This window comes from Streptococcus sp. 10F2, from assembly GCF_054331515.2.
Window position 1 is genome coordinate 31,229 of the sequence record NZ_JBTGGE020000006.1, and the last position, 17,526, is coordinate 48,754.

General features: G+C 41.1%; 19 protein-coding genes. 15 read left to right on the forward strand and 4 right to left on the reverse strand.

Annotated features, from left to right (window positions below; translation table 11 throughout):
• The first annotated feature begins 1 nt into the window (after position 1).
• From ACXM1Q_RS02620 to cobT, 8 genes are all read left to right on the forward strand, one after another.
• Complete coding sequence (locus ACXM1Q_RS02620; protein WP_458515895.1) at positions 2-946, forward strand: ABC transporter permease; 945 nt, start codon at positions 2-4, stop codon at positions 944-946.
• Between the two features lies 1 nt (position 947).
• Positions 948-1,739 (forward strand): ABC transporter permease, encoded by a 792-nt coding sequence (locus ACXM1Q_RS02625; RefSeq protein ID WP_458515897.1) that lies wholly within the window; start codon positions 948-950, stop codon positions 1,737-1,739.
• Complete coding sequence (locus tag ACXM1Q_RS02630) at positions 1,736-2,512, forward strand: ATP-binding cassette domain-containing protein (protein ID WP_458515899.1); 777 nt, start codon at positions 1,736-1,738, stop codon at positions 2,510-2,512. The genes ACXM1Q_RS02625 and ACXM1Q_RS02630 overlap by 4 nt, the downstream gene beginning before the upstream one ends.
• Position 2,513: 1 nt before the next feature.
• The gene (locus tag ACXM1Q_RS02635; RefSeq protein ID WP_458515901.1) at positions 2,514-3,293 is read left to right on the forward strand and encodes an ABC transporter ATP-binding protein; all 780 of its coding nucleotides are present in this window, start codon (positions 2,514-2,516) and stop codon (positions 3,291-3,293) included.
• The gene (locus ACXM1Q_RS02640; protein WP_458515903.1) at positions 3,277-3,849 is read left to right on the forward strand and encodes a flavin reductase family protein; all 573 of its coding nucleotides are present in this window, start codon (positions 3,277-3,279) and stop codon (positions 3,847-3,849) included. The genes ACXM1Q_RS02635 and ACXM1Q_RS02640 overlap by 17 nt, the downstream gene beginning before the upstream one ends.
• 63 nt (positions 3,850-3,912) lie before the next feature.
• Positions 3,913-4,998 carry a threonine-phosphate decarboxylase CobD gene (cobD, locus tag ACXM1Q_RS02645; protein ID WP_458515905.1) on the forward strand — a complete coding sequence of 362 codons (1,086 nt, stop codon included), beginning with the start codon at positions 3,913-3,915 and terminating at the stop codon, positions 4,996-4,998.
• Positions 4,995-5,864: a GHMP family kinase ATP-binding protein gene (locus ACXM1Q_RS02650; protein WP_458515907.1), complete on the forward strand. Its 870-nt coding sequence runs from the start codon at positions 4,995-4,997 to the stop codon at positions 5,862-5,864. Before cobD ends, ACXM1Q_RS02650 begins: the two co-directional genes overlap by 4 nt.
• Positions 5,861-6,916, forward strand: a complete 1,056-nt coding sequence (gene cobT / locus ACXM1Q_RS02655; RefSeq protein ID WP_458515909.1) for a nicotinate-nucleotide--dimethylbenzimidazole phosphoribosyltransferase — start codon at positions 5,861-5,863, stop codon at positions 6,914-6,916. Before ACXM1Q_RS02650 ends, cobT begins: the two co-directional genes overlap by 4 nt.
• A 176-nt stretch (positions 6,917-7,092) precedes the next feature.
• On the opposite strand, the gene ACXM1Q_RS02660 is transcribed toward cobT, so the two are convergent.
• The 3 genes from ACXM1Q_RS02660 to ACXM1Q_RS02670 form a co-directional block, all read right to left on the reverse strand.
• Entirely contained in the window at positions 7,093-8,466 is a 1,374-nt protein-coding gene (locus ACXM1Q_RS02660; RefSeq protein ID WP_458515911.1) for a sensor histidine kinase, read from the reverse strand.
• Entirely contained in the window at positions 8,453-9,121 is a 669-nt protein-coding gene (locus tag ACXM1Q_RS02665; RefSeq protein WP_458515913.1) for a response regulator transcription factor, read from the reverse strand. The genes ACXM1Q_RS02660 and ACXM1Q_RS02665 overlap by 14 nt, the downstream gene beginning before the upstream one ends.
• A 127-nt stretch (positions 9,122-9,248) precedes the next feature.
• Positions 9,249-9,890: a PepSY domain-containing protein gene (locus tag ACXM1Q_RS02670; RefSeq protein ID WP_458515915.1), complete on the reverse strand. Its 642-nt coding sequence runs from the start codon at positions 9,888-9,890 to the stop codon at positions 9,249-9,251.
• Between the two features lie 99 nt (positions 9,891-9,989).
• Between ACXM1Q_RS02670 and ACXM1Q_RS02675 the strand changes: the two genes are divergently transcribed.
• From ACXM1Q_RS02675 to ACXM1Q_RS02695, 5 genes are all read left to right on the forward strand, one after another.
• Complete coding sequence (locus ACXM1Q_RS02675) at positions 9,990-10,493, forward strand: GNAT family N-acetyltransferase (protein ID WP_458515917.1); 504 nt, start codon at positions 9,990-9,992, stop codon at positions 10,491-10,493.
• A 415-nt stretch (positions 10,494-10,908) separates the two neighbouring features.
• Positions 10,909-11,868 (forward strand): ABC transporter substrate-binding protein, encoded by a 960-nt coding sequence (locus ACXM1Q_RS02680; protein WP_458515919.1) that lies wholly within the window; start codon positions 10,909-10,911, stop codon positions 11,866-11,868.
• A 17-nt stretch (positions 11,869-11,885) separates the two neighbouring features.
• Positions 11,886-12,860, forward strand: coding sequence for an ABC transporter substrate binding protein (locus ACXM1Q_RS02685; RefSeq protein WP_458515921.1), 975 nt, complete (start codon positions 11,886-11,888; stop codon positions 12,858-12,860).
• A 56-nt stretch (positions 12,861-12,916) separates the two neighbouring features.
• On the forward strand, positions 12,917-13,813 hold the full coding sequence (locus ACXM1Q_RS02690; RefSeq protein ID WP_458515923.1) for an ABC transporter permease: 897 nt from the start codon (positions 12,917-12,919) through the stop codon (positions 13,811-13,813).
• A gap of 12 nt (positions 13,814-13,825) precedes the next feature.
• Positions 13,826-14,626: an ABC transporter ATP-binding protein gene (locus tag ACXM1Q_RS02695; RefSeq protein ID WP_458515925.1), complete on the forward strand. Its 801-nt coding sequence runs from the start codon at positions 13,826-13,828 to the stop codon at positions 14,624-14,626.
• Between the two features lie 117 nt (positions 14,627-14,743).
• Here the strand turns inward: ACXM1Q_RS02695 and ACXM1Q_RS02700 are convergent, their stop codons facing one another.
• Positions 14,744-15,226 (reverse strand): arginine repressor, encoded by a 483-nt coding sequence (locus ACXM1Q_RS02700; RefSeq protein ID WP_458515927.1) that lies wholly within the window; start codon positions 15,224-15,226, stop codon positions 14,744-14,746.
• A gap of 102 nt (positions 15,227-15,328) precedes the next feature.
• Between ACXM1Q_RS02700 and ACXM1Q_RS02705 the strand changes: the two genes are divergently transcribed.
• The gene (locus ACXM1Q_RS02705; RefSeq protein WP_458515929.1) at positions 15,329-16,012 is read left to right on the forward strand and encodes a Crp/Fnr family transcriptional regulator; all 684 of its coding nucleotides are present in this window, start codon (positions 15,329-15,331) and stop codon (positions 16,010-16,012) included.
• A gap of 225 nt (positions 16,013-16,237) precedes the next feature.
• The gene (gene arcA, locus ACXM1Q_RS02710; RefSeq protein ID WP_458515931.1) at positions 16,238-17,476 is read left to right on the forward strand and encodes an arginine deiminase; all 1,239 of its coding nucleotides are present in this window, start codon (positions 16,238-16,240) and stop codon (positions 17,474-17,476) included.
• Positions 17,477-17,526: the final 50 nt, after the last annotated feature.

Genomic DNA, 17,526 nt, shown 5'->3' on the forward strand with positions numbered 1-17,526 from the left:
TTTGACGAAAGGATTTATTCAGGTGATTGGGAAACAGCTGCTATCCTTTTTGAGTTCCTTTCTATTTCTCTCCTTGGTAACGTTTTTGTTAACAAAAGCTAGTCCCATTGATCCGGCGGAAAACTATCTTCGAGCATCAAACATTGTGATTACTGAAGAAAATCTGGCACAGGCTCGAGATTATTTGCAATTGAATCGTTCCACTATTTCTCAGTATATTTCTTGGTTGACTTCAGTACTAACAGGAGATTTTGGAATATCTTATATTTTAAAAATACCTGTATTACCACTTGTTTGGAGCCGCTTTTGTGACACCTTGTTGTTGGCTTTTCCTTCATTTTTATTGACGCTTTTACTCTCTTCTTTTTTGGGTATTGTCAGTGGTCTGAAAAAGGGTTCTTGGTTCGATAAAATTACATATGGGATGAGCTTATTGTTTGTGTCCATTCCTAATTTTTGGTTAGCCTATCTTTTGATGCTTTATTTAGGTGTCTATCTTGGTTGGCTACCAATCTCAGGTAGACAGGGGTGGTCAAGCTTGATTTTACCAAGCTTGACCCTGTCTCTACCGATGATAGGACAGTATACTGCTTTAATTCGCAAGGAAGTTCAGATTCAGTTAGAACAACCGCATGTTGAAATGGCTCGATTAAGAGGAGTTCGTGAAGGTCGCATTCTTTGGAATCATATTCTGAGAAATGCTGCTCCGACCCTACTTACAGGTTATTCTCTAGCGTTTATTTATTTACTGACAGGATCCTTGGTCGTTGAGGAAATTTTTTCCTGGAAAGGATTGGGGAGCCTATTTGTAGAGTCTCTACAGGCAATGGATGTACCTGTTATTCAAGCTTGTATGCTGCTTTTTGGATCCTTGTTTTTACTGAATCATTGCTTCCTTCGTCGAATGATAGGAATCATTGATCCTCGTCTTAGAAAACAAAACTAATATGGCAAAAGTAAAGTATATCCTGTTATGTTGGATGTTTATTCTTCTGATTATGGCACTTGGTTCGACTTGGTTAGCTCCTTTTGATCCCCAGGAACTTGACTTATCCGCTCGTTTGCTGGAACCAGGTCCTGTTCATTGGTTGGGGACAGATCAGTTGGGGAGAGATGTCTATTCGAGAGTGCTTTTTGGAGCACGGTATTCCTTGTTTTTAGCGCTAACGATTACCTTTTTAGAAAGTGCTTTAGGGCTTGGAATAGGTCTGGTAGTCGGCTGGTATCAAGGAAGAGTCAAAAGCTGTTTCCTTTGGTTTGCGAACGCTATTTCTGCCTTTCCAAGTTTTATGTTGGCTTTGGTTTTTGTTGCATTTTTTGGTCAAGGAATTCTCAACGTGATTATTGCGATTGTAGCAGTAGAGTGGTTTTATTATGCTCGATTTGCAATTCAGTTAGTTGAAGAAATCAAACAAATTGAATATGTGCAAGTTGCTCAAATGATGAATCTTCCTCTGAGAACAATTATTTTGAGGCATATTCTTCCTTTTGTATACAAACCTGTTCTTGTGTTGGCCTTGATGAATGTTGGCTCGATTATTCTTATGATTTCCTCCTTCTCCTTTTTAGGTTTGGGACTTCAGCCGACGATGCCGGAATGGGGAATGATGTTACACGATGCGCGTCCCTACTTTAATGGAGCAAGCTGGTTGATGTGGGCACCTGGTTTAGCAATTTTTGCAACAGTTGCCAGTTTCAACTATATAGGTGAATATTTTTCTGAAAGGATGAGTAGATGATGGAGCTTTGGATCAATCAATTAAGCATTAGTAATGGTGAAACAAATCTTCTCCACAATATTCAGGCTAGAATTCCATTAGGGGAACTTACGACGATTATCGGTCCCAGTGGAGCTGGGAAAACCGTCCTTGTTAAGAGTATTCTTGGCTCAATTCCACCTGGGTTTCAAGTGAGAGGAACGATTTTTTTAGATCAAGTAGATTTGTTACAAGATAAGGGCAGTTACTCTCAACAAGTGAGGGGGAAGCGAATCGGCTATCTTCCTCAAAATCCAATGGCTATTTTTAATCCTAGACAAAGGGTTATAGGACATTTTATAGACAGTTTAAAAAGTCACCAAAAAATAAGCAGGGAAGTTTGTAGAAAACTTGCGGGAGAAAAGCTTGAATTGGTCGGACTTGCTCATACTGACCGTTTATTGGATGCTTTTCCCTGGGAATTAAGTGGTGGGACACTGCAACGGATTATGCTGGCGATTCTCTTAGCACTCGAACCGTCAATTTTGATTTTAGATGAACCAACTTCTGCTTTGGATGCTTATCACACATCTCGAATTGTTAAGACCATAAAGGATTTGCTGGCAATGGGAAAAACCATTCTATTAGTGAGTCATGATTATGCTTTAGTGAGAGAATTAGGGGGCCATGTTCTAGTTATCGAGGAAGGGATTAGAAAAGAATTTGCCCCTATTGGGGAACTACTCTTGAATTCCCAATTTACCGATAGGTACGATTCTTTTTTACAGGATAGATTTGAAAGATTGGTGAAATAGAATGTTGGAATGTCGTCTTGTAAGTAAAAGTTTTCAAGGTTATAAGGTTTTGGAAAACTGTCAGTTTAGCCTGCAAAAGGGAGAAATTGTTGGTTTAATGGGTCCTAGTGGAACTGGGAAAACCTGTCTCGCAAGAATTTTAGCTGGTTTAGAAACTGCTGATCAAGGACAGGTGCTATTAGATGGCCAAGTCTATCACCGAAGAGAGAGCGGCTCTAAAATTCACTTGGTCTTTCAAGATGCTTTTCATGCCTTAAACCCTTTAATGACTGTAGAAGAGATTCTGCAGGAAGTGCTAGTAGATAAGAGTTCTTCCCAAGATATGCTTATAGGGATACTGAAAAAAGTTGGTCTAGCGCCGAACTTTCTTCAAAAAAGAGCGAGGGAGATGAGTGGGGGTCAATTACAGAGGATTTGTATTGCAAGGGCGATACTATCCAAAGCTCAAGTGATTATTTTCGATGAATCTTTGAGCGGTTTAGACCCAAGTATTCAAAGACAACTCTTAGCCCTACTTTTTGAGTTAAAGGAAGAAAGGCACCTATCTTATTTGTTTATATCCCACGATTTTAATCTGTGTCAGGCAATCTGTGATCGGGTTCTTACCTTATTTGGAGGAAAAATTATCGAAGAAATCAGAGATTTTCAAATTCCAATTTCTGTTTCTCACCCAGTTACACAGACTCTTATTCAAAAAATAGGTTATCCCAACTATTCTAACTGTCGATTAAAAAAAGCAGTTATGGCAACAATGGAGGAAAATTATGAAAAACACATTTGATACAAGAAAGCTTTATTTTGGATTTCCAGTTTTTTTTCTAGGTTATAAAGATGAAATTCATGGATACAATATTACCACCTCAAGCTCAGTCTATTCTCTAGGGAGAATGGTTGTTATTGGAATGCGAACGAAAAGTAATTCGATGCAACATATCTTAAAAACAGGAGAGTTCACGATTAATGTACCGCAAAAAGATTTATTAGAAGAGGTGGAGGTAGCAGGGTTTAATAGTAAAAAAGATAAATTTGATTTGACTAAATTAGCCTATAGCCTAGCTCAAACGGTAGATGCCCCGTTAGTCGATGCCTGCCCTATTTCGATTGAATGTAAGGTCGTTGACAAAATGGAATTTGGTGCCTTGACCAATGTAGTAGCTGAAGTGACTCGCAGAGTAGTGGATGAACAGTTTGTGGATGCAGATGGTTATTTTAGAAACGACCAATTTAATCCTGTTCTATATATTGGTGATGGACACGAACGTCTTTATCGAAGCTTGGATGACGAAAATGTAAAAATGGGAAGTCTAATTGAGAACTGGCGACAAAACAATATGTAGTCCTGTTGGATAGGAGAAGGTAGTTGAAGAGTTAGGGCTTTGTTTTGGTCTTAGAAAGGATTTATGATGAAGGTAGAACATGGTGGAAATCGATTATACCAGGCCCAAAAGTGGGGAGTGGATCTGCAAACCTGTATCGATTTTTCTGCAAATATTAATCCTTTGGGGATTTCCCCTAGAGTGCGAGAGTGTTTGATTCAGAATCTCAATCATCTGATACATTACCCTGATCCGGATTATCAACTGGCTCGTCAAGCCGTGGCTACCTATCATAACCTTTCTACCGAACAGGTTTTATTGGGAAACGGAGCTATCGAGCTGATTTATCAGTTAGCCCGTTGTTTAAAACCTAAAACAGTAGTGCTACCTAGTCCAACATTTATGGAATACGAACAGGCTTTTCGGGAAGTTTCAAGTGACATTAACTATATTGAGTTACGACCGCCACATTTTGAATACCAGTTGGACTCTTTAATGGCGAATCTTGCTCATCTAGATTCAGGAGATGCCTTCATTCTCTGTAACCCTAACAATCCCACTTCGTCTTTGATGAAGAAAGTTGATTTGCTAGCGCTTGCGGAGGAATGTACTAGGAAAGGAGTTTTTCTCCTATTAGATGAAGCTTTTATGGATTTCTTAGAGGATGCGGAAAGTTTGATACCAGAGTTAGCACGATTTTCTCAGTTGTTCATTTGGCGTTCCCTGACCAAATTTTATGCGATTCCAGGATTACGATTGGGTTATTTGGTATCAAGTCATCAGAAAATGATGAAGCTTTTGAGAGATACTCAAATTCCTTGGATGGTTAATACCTTAGCTCTCTCCATTTTACCTGTGTTATTAGAGGATGAAAGCTACCGTCAAAAGACACTTGAATATATTGCAAGGGAGAGGTCTTTCCTGACTTCCTCGCTTCAAGAGTTTGCAGAGCTAACAGTAGGTTCCGCACATGCGAATTATATTTTTATACACTATCATGGAAAACTGGATTTAGAAGCTGAGTTGGGAAAACTGGGAATCTTTATTCGTTCCTGTCAGAACTACCATGGACTAAATCGATCTTACTATCGTTTGGCTGTCCGTCGCCATGAAGAAAACCAAGTATTATTAGCAACCTTGAAAAGCTTGCTTGGGAAGGAGAAATCATGACAAGACAAGTTTGGGCTCGCTGTCCTGGTTCCTGCGGAGAATTATTTCAAATCCCTTATCAAGGTCAGGAGTTACTGCTGTCTTATGCTATCGATCGTTATGCAACGGTGAAAATAAGAAAACAGACATGCGGAGAAACAGGAACTCCCGTGATGCCCAAAATGGCTCAAGCTCTGCAACAGTTTGAACAAGGTAAGAAGCTACAGATAGCACATATGACAAACATTCCCCTATCAAAAGGGTGTTCAAGCAGTACCGCGGATATTTTGGCAGTTTTTCAAGCTTGCTCTTATTATCAAGGCAGACGATTGAGTGCAGATGAGGTGACGCGACGTGCATGTCGGATTGAACCGACAGATTCTCTGGCTTTTAGAAATTGGACGGTTATCAATCCGCTAACCGGTCAGGTAGTTTGGGAAACAGACTGGCAACCGACTCTAGGAGTTTATATCCTAGAGCCCTGTGAGAGGGTGGATACCCTAGAAATAGAGAGACAGCCTAAAAGTTCAACCTACTCCCTAGAAAGTGCAGCAGAAATTTTCCCCCTCTTCCAAAAAGCTTGTCAAGATAGAGATGTTGAGTTATTGGGCTACTTAGCAACTCTTTCTGGGACATTAAATAACCAGCGTTTGCCTAAACCATTTTTCAAAGAACTCGAAATTCTAGTCCAATCCTTTGGTTTTTTGGGGATAAATGTAGCCCATAGTGGTACAGTACTGGGAATATTACTCAGGCCAGAGCAAAAAGCAGATTTGGAAGCATTTGAACATCAGATTATGAACCATTCCATAGGTCAGTATTATACAAAACGGTATTATTCATCGATTCATTTCAAAGGAATAGAGCTAGGGGAGGATGACGGATGAAGAAATTAAAGGATATCCTAGAACAGATTCAGCCTGTTTCTCAGCAGGAACTACAAGAAGGTCAACTTCTCTGTGACAGGTTAGCCAAACCATTTGGATCATTAGGACAACTGGAATCAATTTATGCACGCCTATTTGCCATTTTTTCTAAAGAAATCAATTTATCGAAGAAGGTTGTTCTGGTTTATGTTGCAGATAACGGAGTTGTTGAGGAAGGTGTTTCTTCAAATCCTCAAGAAACAACGGCGCAGGTTGCTCTTAATATGAAAGAAGGTAAGTCTGGGGTCTGTGTTTTGTCACGATTTGTGGGAAATGCTGTCAAGGTAATCGATATTGGTTGTAAGAAAGATCTTGGGGACATCTCTACTCAAAAAATTCGGTATGGGACTGGCAATATTCGTAGAGAGGCCGCAATGAGCCTGGGCGAAGCAGAGGCTGCAGTTATGGTTGGTTTTGAGGCGGCTAGGGAAATGATTGATGAAGGATTTACAGTTCTTGGGACTGGTGAAATGGGAATTGGAAATACTACTACATCTGTTGCGCTGATAGCAGCATTGTTAGAGTTAGACCCGCAGGAATTAACAGGTTATGGTGCAGGTCTAACTGAGACAATGCGGAGCCATAAAGTACAAGTCATTCAAGACAGCCTAGCCTTGCATTCTAAAATGAGAGATCCTTTAGAAGTAGCCAGTTGCCTTGGTGGTTTGGATATCTTAGGGATTGCAGGGACCTTTTTAGCTGCAGCTTATTATCGAGTTCCCTGTGTGATTGATGGAGTAATCTCCATCGCAGGGTTATTGCTTGCCTCCAAACTAAACACAGCAGTTTTGGACTATGCCTTTGCTTCGCATTGTTCTAAAGAACCTGCTTTTCAAGTTGTGGCAAATGCTTTAGGGCTAAGTCCTGTACTTGATTTAGAGATGCGATTGGGAGAAGGAAGTGGCTGTCCTTTAGCCTTTCAACTTATGGATACAGCAGTCTACACCATTGAGCAGATGCCGACCTTTGAAGACTGTTTGTTAAAGTCAGAGGATTATATTGATATTCGATAAAAGAAGCCTTTTTGAAATCGTTCTTAGCAACATCCGCTATCTAGGAATAATTAGAAAAGAGAGTGATGAACATCGTTGGTCCTTATTAACAAAGATTAAAAAGATAGAGAAAGTCCACGCTAGATTTCTAATTCTAGCGTGGGCTTTCTCTATCTTGGTTGTGCATATTTTATGAGCTACTTGGTTTGCTCTAACTGTTGAAGATCTGCAGGTAAGTTTACGATAAAGCAACTGCCTTGTCCGACTTGGGATTCCACCTGAATCTGACCTTGATGTTGGTGGACAATTTGGCGGACCAGGGAGAGGCCGAGGCCGATTCCTTGGTCTTGATTTTTGTTGCGGTCTTGAGAGATCTGGTAGAATTTTTCCCAAATGTGGTCGAGTTGATCGGTTGGGATTCCAGATCCATTGTCGCTGATACGCAGGCTTGCCATTTTTTCATCGGCCTTTAATTGAATGTGGATCCAATCTGATGTGAATTTTCGGGCATTGGAGAGGAGATTATCCAGCAAGCGTTGTAGTTGGGTCGCATGCCCTCGCAGTTGAATGCTAGACTGGATATCAATGTCGATTGTGATGCCCTCTGTTTCCAACATTCGTCGAAAATCAGAGGCTTTTTCTTTCACTAAGAGGGAAAAGTCGAGTAATTGGGTTTCCACTGGATGTCCTTCCTCCAGGCGTGCTAGCTCGAGGATTTGCTCTACTAAATTTTTCATGTGCAGAGCTTGACGGTGAATAATGCCGTTAGATTCCTGTGCTTCTTCAAGTGTCTGCGCGTAATCTCGTCCGTATTGGCTTTCTGAGAGGATGACGGTCAGCGGGGTGCGTAGTTCGTGAGAGACATCATTGGTGAGTTGCTGCTCCCGTTTAAAAGTGCTCTCGACTGTCTCGAGCATATGATTAATGGTTGCCGCTAATTGTGTGAGTTCGTTATTTTGTTGGCTTTGAGGGATTCTTTGGGAAAAATCTTGGCTGAGTCGAATGCGATTGGCTGTTTGGCCAATTGCCTCAACAGGCCGAAAGGCAGTTTTTAAGATGCGATAACCTCCCCAACTGACGATAGCAATCAAAAACGGGGCAATTCCGGCAAGGGTAAGGAGAAACAACTGCAATTCTGGATTACTATTACCTTGACTTGTGACTGCTCGGAGCCAGTGATTGGATCCGGGAATTTTTGTGTCAACGTAATAGTAGTTATGCTGGTTACCTCTGCTTTCTAGTACTTGTCCATTCGAGTAGGGAAGGCTACTGTCAAAGTCGCTAGGAAAAAAAGATTGTAGGGACTGATTCCTGTCATTGTAGATGGAATAGTAGATCCCGTCATCAAAGCCCTCGAGGTCGTCTTCATCTTCTGCCAAGTTTTGAGCTGTTTCAATCGCTTCTTCTTGTAAGAAGGACTGGTCAACAGACGTAGCGAACGAGCTCGTAAGGAGCAGGGCCAGTCCGAAAAAGCCAAGGAGAATGAGGAGAATAAAGCCAGAGTACCAGGCATTAACCCTGCGAATAATAGAGGTATTAGACCGTTTGAACGGGGACTTAAAGAATGACATAACCGAGCCCTCTTTTGGTTTGAATGAAGGAATCCTTGGAGGATTCTTGGAGTTTGCGGCGGATATTCTTAATCAGCACTTCAATATTATTGGAATCACCTTCATAGTCGAAATCCCAAACGTGTTCGCGGATCCGGTCGCGTGAGAGGACTTGTCCTCGGTGACTCATCAGGTAAGCTAGAATTTCGTATTCTTTAGCAGTGAGGGGAATCAGTTGGTCAGCCTTCCAGACTTGTTGGCTGGTCAAATCAAGGGAGACGGAGCCGATTTGAATGAGAGAGGAGGTGACGTTGGCTTGTTCACGACGTGTGATTGCTCGCAGACGAGCTAGAAGTTCAGGAAATTCGAAGGGTTTGACTAGGTAATCATCTGCTCCTAAGTCCAGTCCTCGAACTTTATCTTCTAGGCTATCCTTGGCGGTTAGAAAGAGTACGGGAGTTTGCTTGCCCTGCTGGCGGAGAGTTTGAATAAGAGTAAAACCGTCCATTCGAGGCATCATGACGTCTACTACTAAAGCATCATAATTCGTTGTTGCTAAGTAATCCAAAGCTTCTTCTCCGTCATATGCTGCATCAACACTGTAGGCCTGGGTCTTGAGTAGTTTAACTAAGCTACGATTTAAGTCTAATTCATCCTCAACGATTAATAGTTTCATTCCGATCTCTTTTCTTTTTTCTCCAGTATAACAGAAGGGGTGAGAAAAACTCTTTCACAAATGTTGTTCGTGAAAGAGTCTTTATTTCAAACTATCCTCGCTCTTTTATTAGGTTTGCGTGCGGGGATTAGTAATCGCTGGGAGCTTCAGTCATGCTCAGATTTTTGGAATCTACTAAAATTTCCTGGAAGGTATCCCCATTTAGGATTTCGACTTGATAGGTAACAGCTTTGCTAGTGTTTTCAAGGCTGATATCCAAGATTTTTGCGGAAGGATATTCCTTTAGGAGAGCTTTTTCAACATCGGCGATGCTTTTTTCAGGTTTGGCTTTAAGTTTATCATCGGCTTCTAAGGGCTCTTCTGATTTACGAATAATTTTTCCACTATCAGCATTGAGTTCTAATTCAATTTCTTGATTCTTACTTTCGATGCGAACTTCATAAATGACTTGATTTTTTTCACGGTCTAGACTAATGTCGGTCACGGTTCCAGAACCGGCTGCTTTGAGTGCCGCCTTGGCTGCTGCTTCAAAGTTGAGTTTGGGATTTAATTTCATGATTTGCTGAAGAACTTGGTCTCGGTTGTCTCCCTGATCCCAATCATCATCATCTTCCCAGTCCCAATCAAATTGATCGTCCATCGCTTGAACCGTCTCAATGACTCTTGGGGCATTTCCTGTAGCATAGATGGTAGCAGCTCCTACAGCCCCACTTCCAAGAACCAGTGCAGAAGTCAGAAGCAACCATTTGTTCTTTAAAATTGTTTTCATAAAGTAAATTCCTCTTTTCATTTGGTATGCTTTTAGTATAAAAGAAAAAAATGAAGCGAAGATGAAGAGGAAGAATTTTTTTCAAAAAAGGATGTATCTATGAAATTAGTAGCAGTAAAACCTGAAGAATTTGAGTTGTTTGTGAAAGCCAATCAGGAGGCCTTTAATTATGGAGCCTTAGAGGAATTTGGGGTATGTGATCAGCATTTTGAAGAAGAGGGTCAAATTATCTCACGAGCGACGGTTCTAGAGTCACTCAAAACGGGTCAGGCCTATTGGATTGAGGTTAAAGGAGACAAGCAAGGAGGGGTTGTTGTTCAGCTAGAGAAAGAGCGAGGAGATTTGGATTTACTTTTTATTTCACCTCGAGTACACAGTAAGGGACTAGGCTTTCAAACATGGACTCAAATTGAAAAGATGTATCCCGAGATTGAAGTTTGGGAAACCACAACTCCTTATTTTGAAACAAGGAATATTCACTTTTATGTGAATAAGTGTGGCTTTCATATTGTTGAGTTCTTCAATCACTACAATCCCAATTCACAATTTGACGATGAGGAGAGTCGAATTCCCTTTTTCCGTTTCGAAAAGCGGATGAGATAATTCAGCTATCTCCTACTTTGAAAGTGTTTTTTTAGAAAAAATTCTGAAAAAGGGCTTGACACCTTTTTCAAAATAGTTTATTATACCCTTAACCTTAAAAATGGAGAAAGGAAAACTACGGTATGTTGAGAACTAGCCAAGCAACAGCAGTGAATCATACATATTTCTACAGCTACTTTTAGATAGTGTTTGTAGCCTGGTTTCATGGATACAAACACGACAACGTTTCGTTTGTATCTATGTAGCTGTGGTAGTTTTGACTGTACCTGCATAGATGATATATCTAGGTGGCAGGTCAAATCAGTCTGTTTCTTCATACAGTTGAATTGAAAAGGGGCCGTTTAGATAGCAGAAACGGTCCCATTTTTTGTATCCACACTCTGATTTAAGGAAAAGAAAAAAGAGGAGAACATTTATGCGATTTAAGAAGTTTTTGGTAGGCTCGGTAGCCTTTTTGTCCACAGTAGCCCTAGCAGCTTGTTCAACATCAAGTAGCAATAACGGAGAGACAAAAGTCGGAATTATTCAATACGCTGAGCATGATGCCCTAACGGCAACGCGTGAAGGCTTTATGGAAGCTCTTGAAAAAGCAGGATACAAAGAAGGCGATAATCTAACTGTAGATTTGCAAAATTCTCAAGGAGATCAAGCGAATCTCCAGACGATGGTTGAACAGCTTGCAGGAAAAAATGATGTTAACTTTGCGATTGCGACACCAGCAGCTCAATCCCTTTTGAGTGTTGACAGTGAAACACCATCGGTCTTTACAGCTGTGACGGATCCTGTATCTGCAGGTTTGGTAGATTCGATGGAAAAACCTGGTGGAAATATGACAGGTTCTGTTGATGCGAGTGACGTTAAAGGTCAACTGGATATGCTGCTCAAAGTAGTACCAGATACAAAAACAGTAGGGATTTTCTACAATTCCAGCGAGGTGAACTCTGAGGTTCAGGCCAAAGAAGCGGAAAAAATCTTGAAAGATAAGGGCATCAAGGTCGTTACGAAAACTGTCACAACAACCAATGATGTCCAACAAGCTGTAACTTCTCTTGCAGGTCAAGTGGATGCCATCTACTTCCCAATTGATAATACTGTCGCTTCGACTGCTAGCACTATTGGTGATGTCTTGAAAGAAGCAAAAGTCCCTGCCATGGGTAGTGACAATGCTGTGATTGATGCAGCCCTCTTTACCTACGGTGTTGATTACCATGCGATTGGTGTTCAAGCAGGTGAATTAGCTGTTGACATTCTTAAAGGAGAAAAACCAGCAGATTTGGCTGTGAAAACACCTGAAAAAGCAAGCATTGCAGTTAACGAAGAGATGGCGAAGGTTCTTGGAATTGATTCTGAAACAATCAAAGCATTAGAGAAATAGAAGGAATATAGATATTTATGAAAAAAATCGGAAAGTATTTACTGACCACCTCATTACTTGGTCTAGCGGTTCTGGGCTTGGCGGCTTGTTCGAGCACTCAGAGTCAGTCTGGAAATGCTAATGGCGTTAAGGTTGGAATCCTCCAGTACATGGAACACGATTCCCTTACAGCAGCTCGTGAAGGATTTGAAGCCGAATTGGCAGATAATGGTTACAAAGCAGGTGATCAGCTAACCTTAGATTACCAAAATGCTCAAGGGGATCAAGCGAATCTACAGACGATTTCGGAACAACTCATTAACAATAACGATCTAGTTCTCGCTATTGCGACACCAGCAGCACAAAGTTTGGCGACGGCTTCTACAGATACACCAGTTCTTTTTACGGCTGTTACGGACCCGCTTTCTGCAGATTTGGTGGAATCGATTAAAAAACCAGGTGGCATGTTAACAGGGACTAGTGACCAGGCTCCAATTGACAAACAGGTGGAGTTATTAGGGCAAGCCGTACCAGAAGCAAAAACAGTTGGTATTCTTTATAACACGAGTGAGCGAAATTCTGAAGTGCAGGTCGAAACAGCTCAACCACTTCTTGAAAAAGCAGGATATAAAGTGGTCTTGAAAGGTATTTCCAATACTAATGATGTTCAAGATGCGGTGACAAGCTTGATGAAGGATGTCGATGCTGTCTTCATTCCGACTGACAATACTGTGGCTTCAACGATGACCATGATTGGGGAACTTTCCGTAGCTAATAAGGTGCCTGTTATCGGTGGCTCTACTGATATGGTGGATGAGGGAGGACTTCTCACTTATGGAACCAACTATGAGGCTCTTGGTCGTCAGACAGCTAAGATGGCTTTGAAGATTTTGGATGGAGCGTCACCAGCTGATACAGCAGTTGAGTATCCTGAAACGGTCAGTCTTCATGTCAATGAAAAGATGGCTAAGAAATTGGGAATTGATACTAGTAAGCTAGCTGTAAAAGACTAATTGAAATGATTAGAGAAGTGGGATTGTTGTCCCAACCTCTTTAAAAGGAGTAGAACGTGGATCTTATTTTATCAAGTGTATCACAAGGTCTCCTTTGGTCTATCATGGCCATTGGAGTCTACGTGACTTATCGGATTTTGGATATTGCAGATTTGACAGCTGAAGGGGCCTATCCTCTTGGTGCAGCTGTAGCTGCAACTAGTATCGTGGGAGGGATGAATCCTCTGCTTGCGACCCTTTTGGCATTTGTAGCAGGAATGGGAGCCGGTTTGGTATCTGGGCTTCTCCACACCAAGATGAAAATTCCAGCTCTTTTGACAGGGATTGTTACCTTAACGGGATTGTATTCTATTAATTTAAAAATATTAGGAAAAGCCAATGTGGCGCTTCTTCGCCAGGAGACTCTAGTGACTCAATTGCAGGGGTTGGGCTTGAGTAAAACAACAGCTGTTCTGATTATTGGTAGTCTCTTTGTCGCAGTTGTGATTCTCTTGTTGACTCTGTTGATGAATACTCAAATTGGATTGGCCTTGCGATCTACAGGGGATAACATTCCTATGAGTGAGGCTAATGGTATTAATGTAAATCGCATGAAAATCTATGGATACATGCTCTCCAATGGTTTGATTGCTCTTTCTGGTGCTCTCTTGACACAAAACAATGGTTTTGCAGATTTGAACTCAGGGACTGGTACCATTGTTATTGGATTGGCCTCTGTTATCATTGCAGAAGTAATCCTTCGCAATTTGCGTATTGGCTGGCGTCTTCTCTCTGTGGTTTTAGGATCTATCATCTACCGTCTCATTATCTTGGCAATTTTGGAAATCCCAGGTATGGATGCTGATTTGGTGAAACTCTTCTCGGCAACTCTCTTGGCTGTGGTGCTCTTTGTTCCAGAAATTCAAAAGAAATTGCGCGTGCGTAAGATTAATGTGACAGACAAAAGGGCATAGGAGGGAAGCAAGATGACAAGTATTTTATCCATTCAAAATATTCATAAGACCTTTGAAGCTGGGACTATCAATGAAAACCACGTTCTCCGAGGAATGAATCTGGATGTCCAAGAAGGAGATTTCATTTCTATTATCGGAGGAAATGGAGCCGGAAAATCTACCCTCATGAATACCCTAGCCGGAACTTTAATGGTCGATTCTGGAGATATCTTATTAGAGGGTCAGTCTATTAAGACTATTCCAGCAGCTAAGCGGGCAGTTGATATCAGCCGTGTTTTCCAAGATCCAAAAATGGGAACCGCTTCTCGCTTGACCATTGAAGAAAACATGGCAGTTGCTTATCGTCGCGGTCAAAAACGTGGTCTTAGCTGGGGAGTAAAGGATTCTGAACGTCAAATTTTTAAAGAAGCTCTTAAAGAATTAGGCTTAGGACTTGAAAATCGGATGAAGGTCGATACTCAATTCCTATCTGGGGGTCAACGCCAAGCCTTGACACTTCTCATGGCTTCCTTGGTTAAACCCAAGGTTCTCCTTTTGGATGAACATACGGCTGCCCTAGATCCGAAAACCAGTGATATGGTTATGGACTTGACGAAAAAAATTGTTGAAAAAGATAAACTGACGGCTTTGATGATTACCCATAATATGGAAAATGCCATTGAATACGGAAACCGTTTGGTCATGCTTCACCAAGGACGAATTGTTGTTGATGTTAAGGGTGAAGAAAAAGCGAACTTGACCGTTCAAAACCTACTTGACCTCTTCCATAAAAACAGTGGTCATGCCTTGGTTGATGATGAAATGATGCTGTAATTCCATCAAAACTCTGTTATCGATTGTCCCTTCGTTTATTACCACTGGCTTGTTTTCGAAGCTGATGGTAGATTTGCTGGAGGAGCAACAAAAAGACCTGAATCGCTTAAAAGCGATTCAGGTCTTTTTTTCTTTTCCGAAGAAAAAGGGTGGGGTATATTGACTGAGAATTTGGAAGGTTTCTTGCGCTTTGTCAGGATTTTCACAGATGATGAGGCAAACGTCATCTCCACAGACAGTAGCGACGATTTGACTGAGAGCCATATTGTCTAAGATAGAGCCAAAAGCTTGGGCTTGTCCGGGGAGACTTTTGAGGATGACTTGGTGTTGAACCACGCGCATAAGTAGCAAGGAGTCTTCCATATAAAAACGCAGGCGTTGTTCCAAATTGTTGTTCGAAAGACTGACAGCTTGGTAGTAACTGCTGCCATTATTATTGATTTTGACGAGATTGAGATCCTTGATATCACGAGAAAGGGTGGCTTGGGTAACTTGGATTCCATTATCCCGAAGGCGTTCCTGTAATTGATCTTGGGTATGGATGTGTTCTTGACTAATCAAGGAACGAATCAATTGTTGGCGTAGAGTTTTTTTATACATGGGTTCTCCTTTCTGACATATCTAGTATAGCAAAAATTTTGAAAGGGGAAACAAAAGGGCGAGGTCTGTTCATGATATAATAACAGGTAAAAGGGGGAGCTTATGATTTCAAAAACAGATTATGACTACCTAAGATCTTTAGATGATTTTCGTTTTTTCCCAGCCTATGAATTTGATCAATTGGCAAGACAAACAAAGTTAAGACGGGCTAGTAAAGGACAGCGTCTCTTCTTTGAAGGGGATGTACGAAGTCATCTCTTTTGTGTGCAATCTGGCTATGTGAAGATTGAGATGTCTGATCATTCAGGAGCTTTTTACTACATGGATTTTATCCAGCATGGAACTATTTTTCCTTATGGGGATTTATTTTCAGAAGAATTGTATCATTTTTCAGCTTTGGCGATGACGGATGTTGTCTATTATGAATTGCCCGTTACTCTGTATGAGGAGTATTCGTTAGGGAATCCCAAACAAATGAAACATTTATACCAAAAGGTATCTAAGTTACTAGAGCTACATGAATTACGGATTCGAAATACAGTGACTTCCAATGCTAAAGATCGGGTTATTCAATCCTTAGGCATCCTCTTTTTGGAGATGCTGGAATCCGATGAGCGTACGCTTCCATTTAAGTTGACAACACATGAATTGGCTGATATGAGTGGGACAACCCGTGAGACGGTTAGCCGAGTGCTCAAGGAACTCAAGGAGGAGCAGAAAATCAAGGTGTCAGGCAAACATGTCTCTTACCTGGATCGTGATTATTTTTATCAATATACAAAATAAGGGGATGGCTTGCCATCCCCTTATAATAATGTCAAAATTTATAACTATTCATTGCTTACCCTTGAATGAAAAAAGCTATAACTTTTTCTATGAATTATGAATAAATATACAATTAACCCTGAAAAAGTGTGATTAAAACGACTTTCCTATTGTCGATTTTATCCGAAAAAGATTCTGGTAATCGCTTACAATAATAGTACAACAACAAAGAAAAGAGGTACGCATATGGTCCAAGAACAACCTATTAAGGTTTTTTCCGAAATTGGTCGTCTGAAAAAAGTGATGCTCCATAGGCCAGGTAAGGAGCTGGAAAACCTCATGCCGGACTATTTAGAGCGCATGTTGTTTGATGATATTCCATTCTTGGAAGAAGCGCAACGGGAACACGATGAATTTGCTCAAAAATTACGGGATGAAGGAGTCGAAGTTCTCTATCTGGAACAACTGGCAGCAGAATCCCTTGTAAATACTGAAGTTCGTCAAGCTTTCATTGAAGACTATATTGCGGAAGCAAATATTCGAGGACGGGCAACGAAGAAGGCAGTTAAGGCTCTATTAGAAGCTATTGAAAGTCCGAAAGATTTGATTGACAAAACCATGGCTGGAGTGCAAAAAGCAGAGTTGCCAGAGTTAAGTGAGGAAGAGCGTGGATTGACAGACTTGGTTGAGTCGGACTATCCATTCGCAGTTGATCCAATGCCTAACTTGTATTTTACGCGTGATCCATTCGCTACCATGGGACACGGGGTTTCGCTCAACCATATGTATGCAGAAACACGGAACCGTGAAACGCTTTATGGCAAGTACATCTTCCAACATCATCCTATTTACGGTGGAAATAAGGTTCCTTTGGTTTACTCACGGGATGAAACCACTCGTATTGAAGGTGGGGATGAATTAGTCCTTTCTAGAGATGTCTTGGCAGTAGGGATTTCTCAACGGACAGATGCAGCTTCGATCGAGAAGCTTTTGATGAATATCTTTGAAAAGAATCTTGGTTTCAAGAAAGTGTTAGCTTTTGAATTTGCCAATAATCGTAAATTCATGCATTTGGATACTGTTTTTACCATGGTTGACTATGATAAATTCACGATTCATCCTGAAATTGAAGGAGATTTGAAAGTTTATGCAGTGACTTATGAAGATGGTCAGCTGCATATCGAGCAAGAATTTGGAGAATTGGATAAGGTTCTAGCGGATGCTCTTGGTGTAGAATCAGTTGACTTGATTCGCTGTGGTGGTGACAGCTTAGTGGCTGCAGGGCGAGAACAATGGAATGATGGCTCTAACACACTGACCGTTGCCCCAGGTGTCGTGGTTGTTTATAAACGGAATACCATTACCAATGCTATTTTAGAATCGAAAGGGATTCGCTTGATTAAGATTGGTGGAAGTGAATTGGTTCGTGGACGTGGTGGACCTCGCTGCATGTCGATGCCATTTGAGCGGGAAGATTTAGCTTAAATTGCTTCCATTGTAAAGTCTGAAGTTGTCGGACAGAATTAAGAAATAGA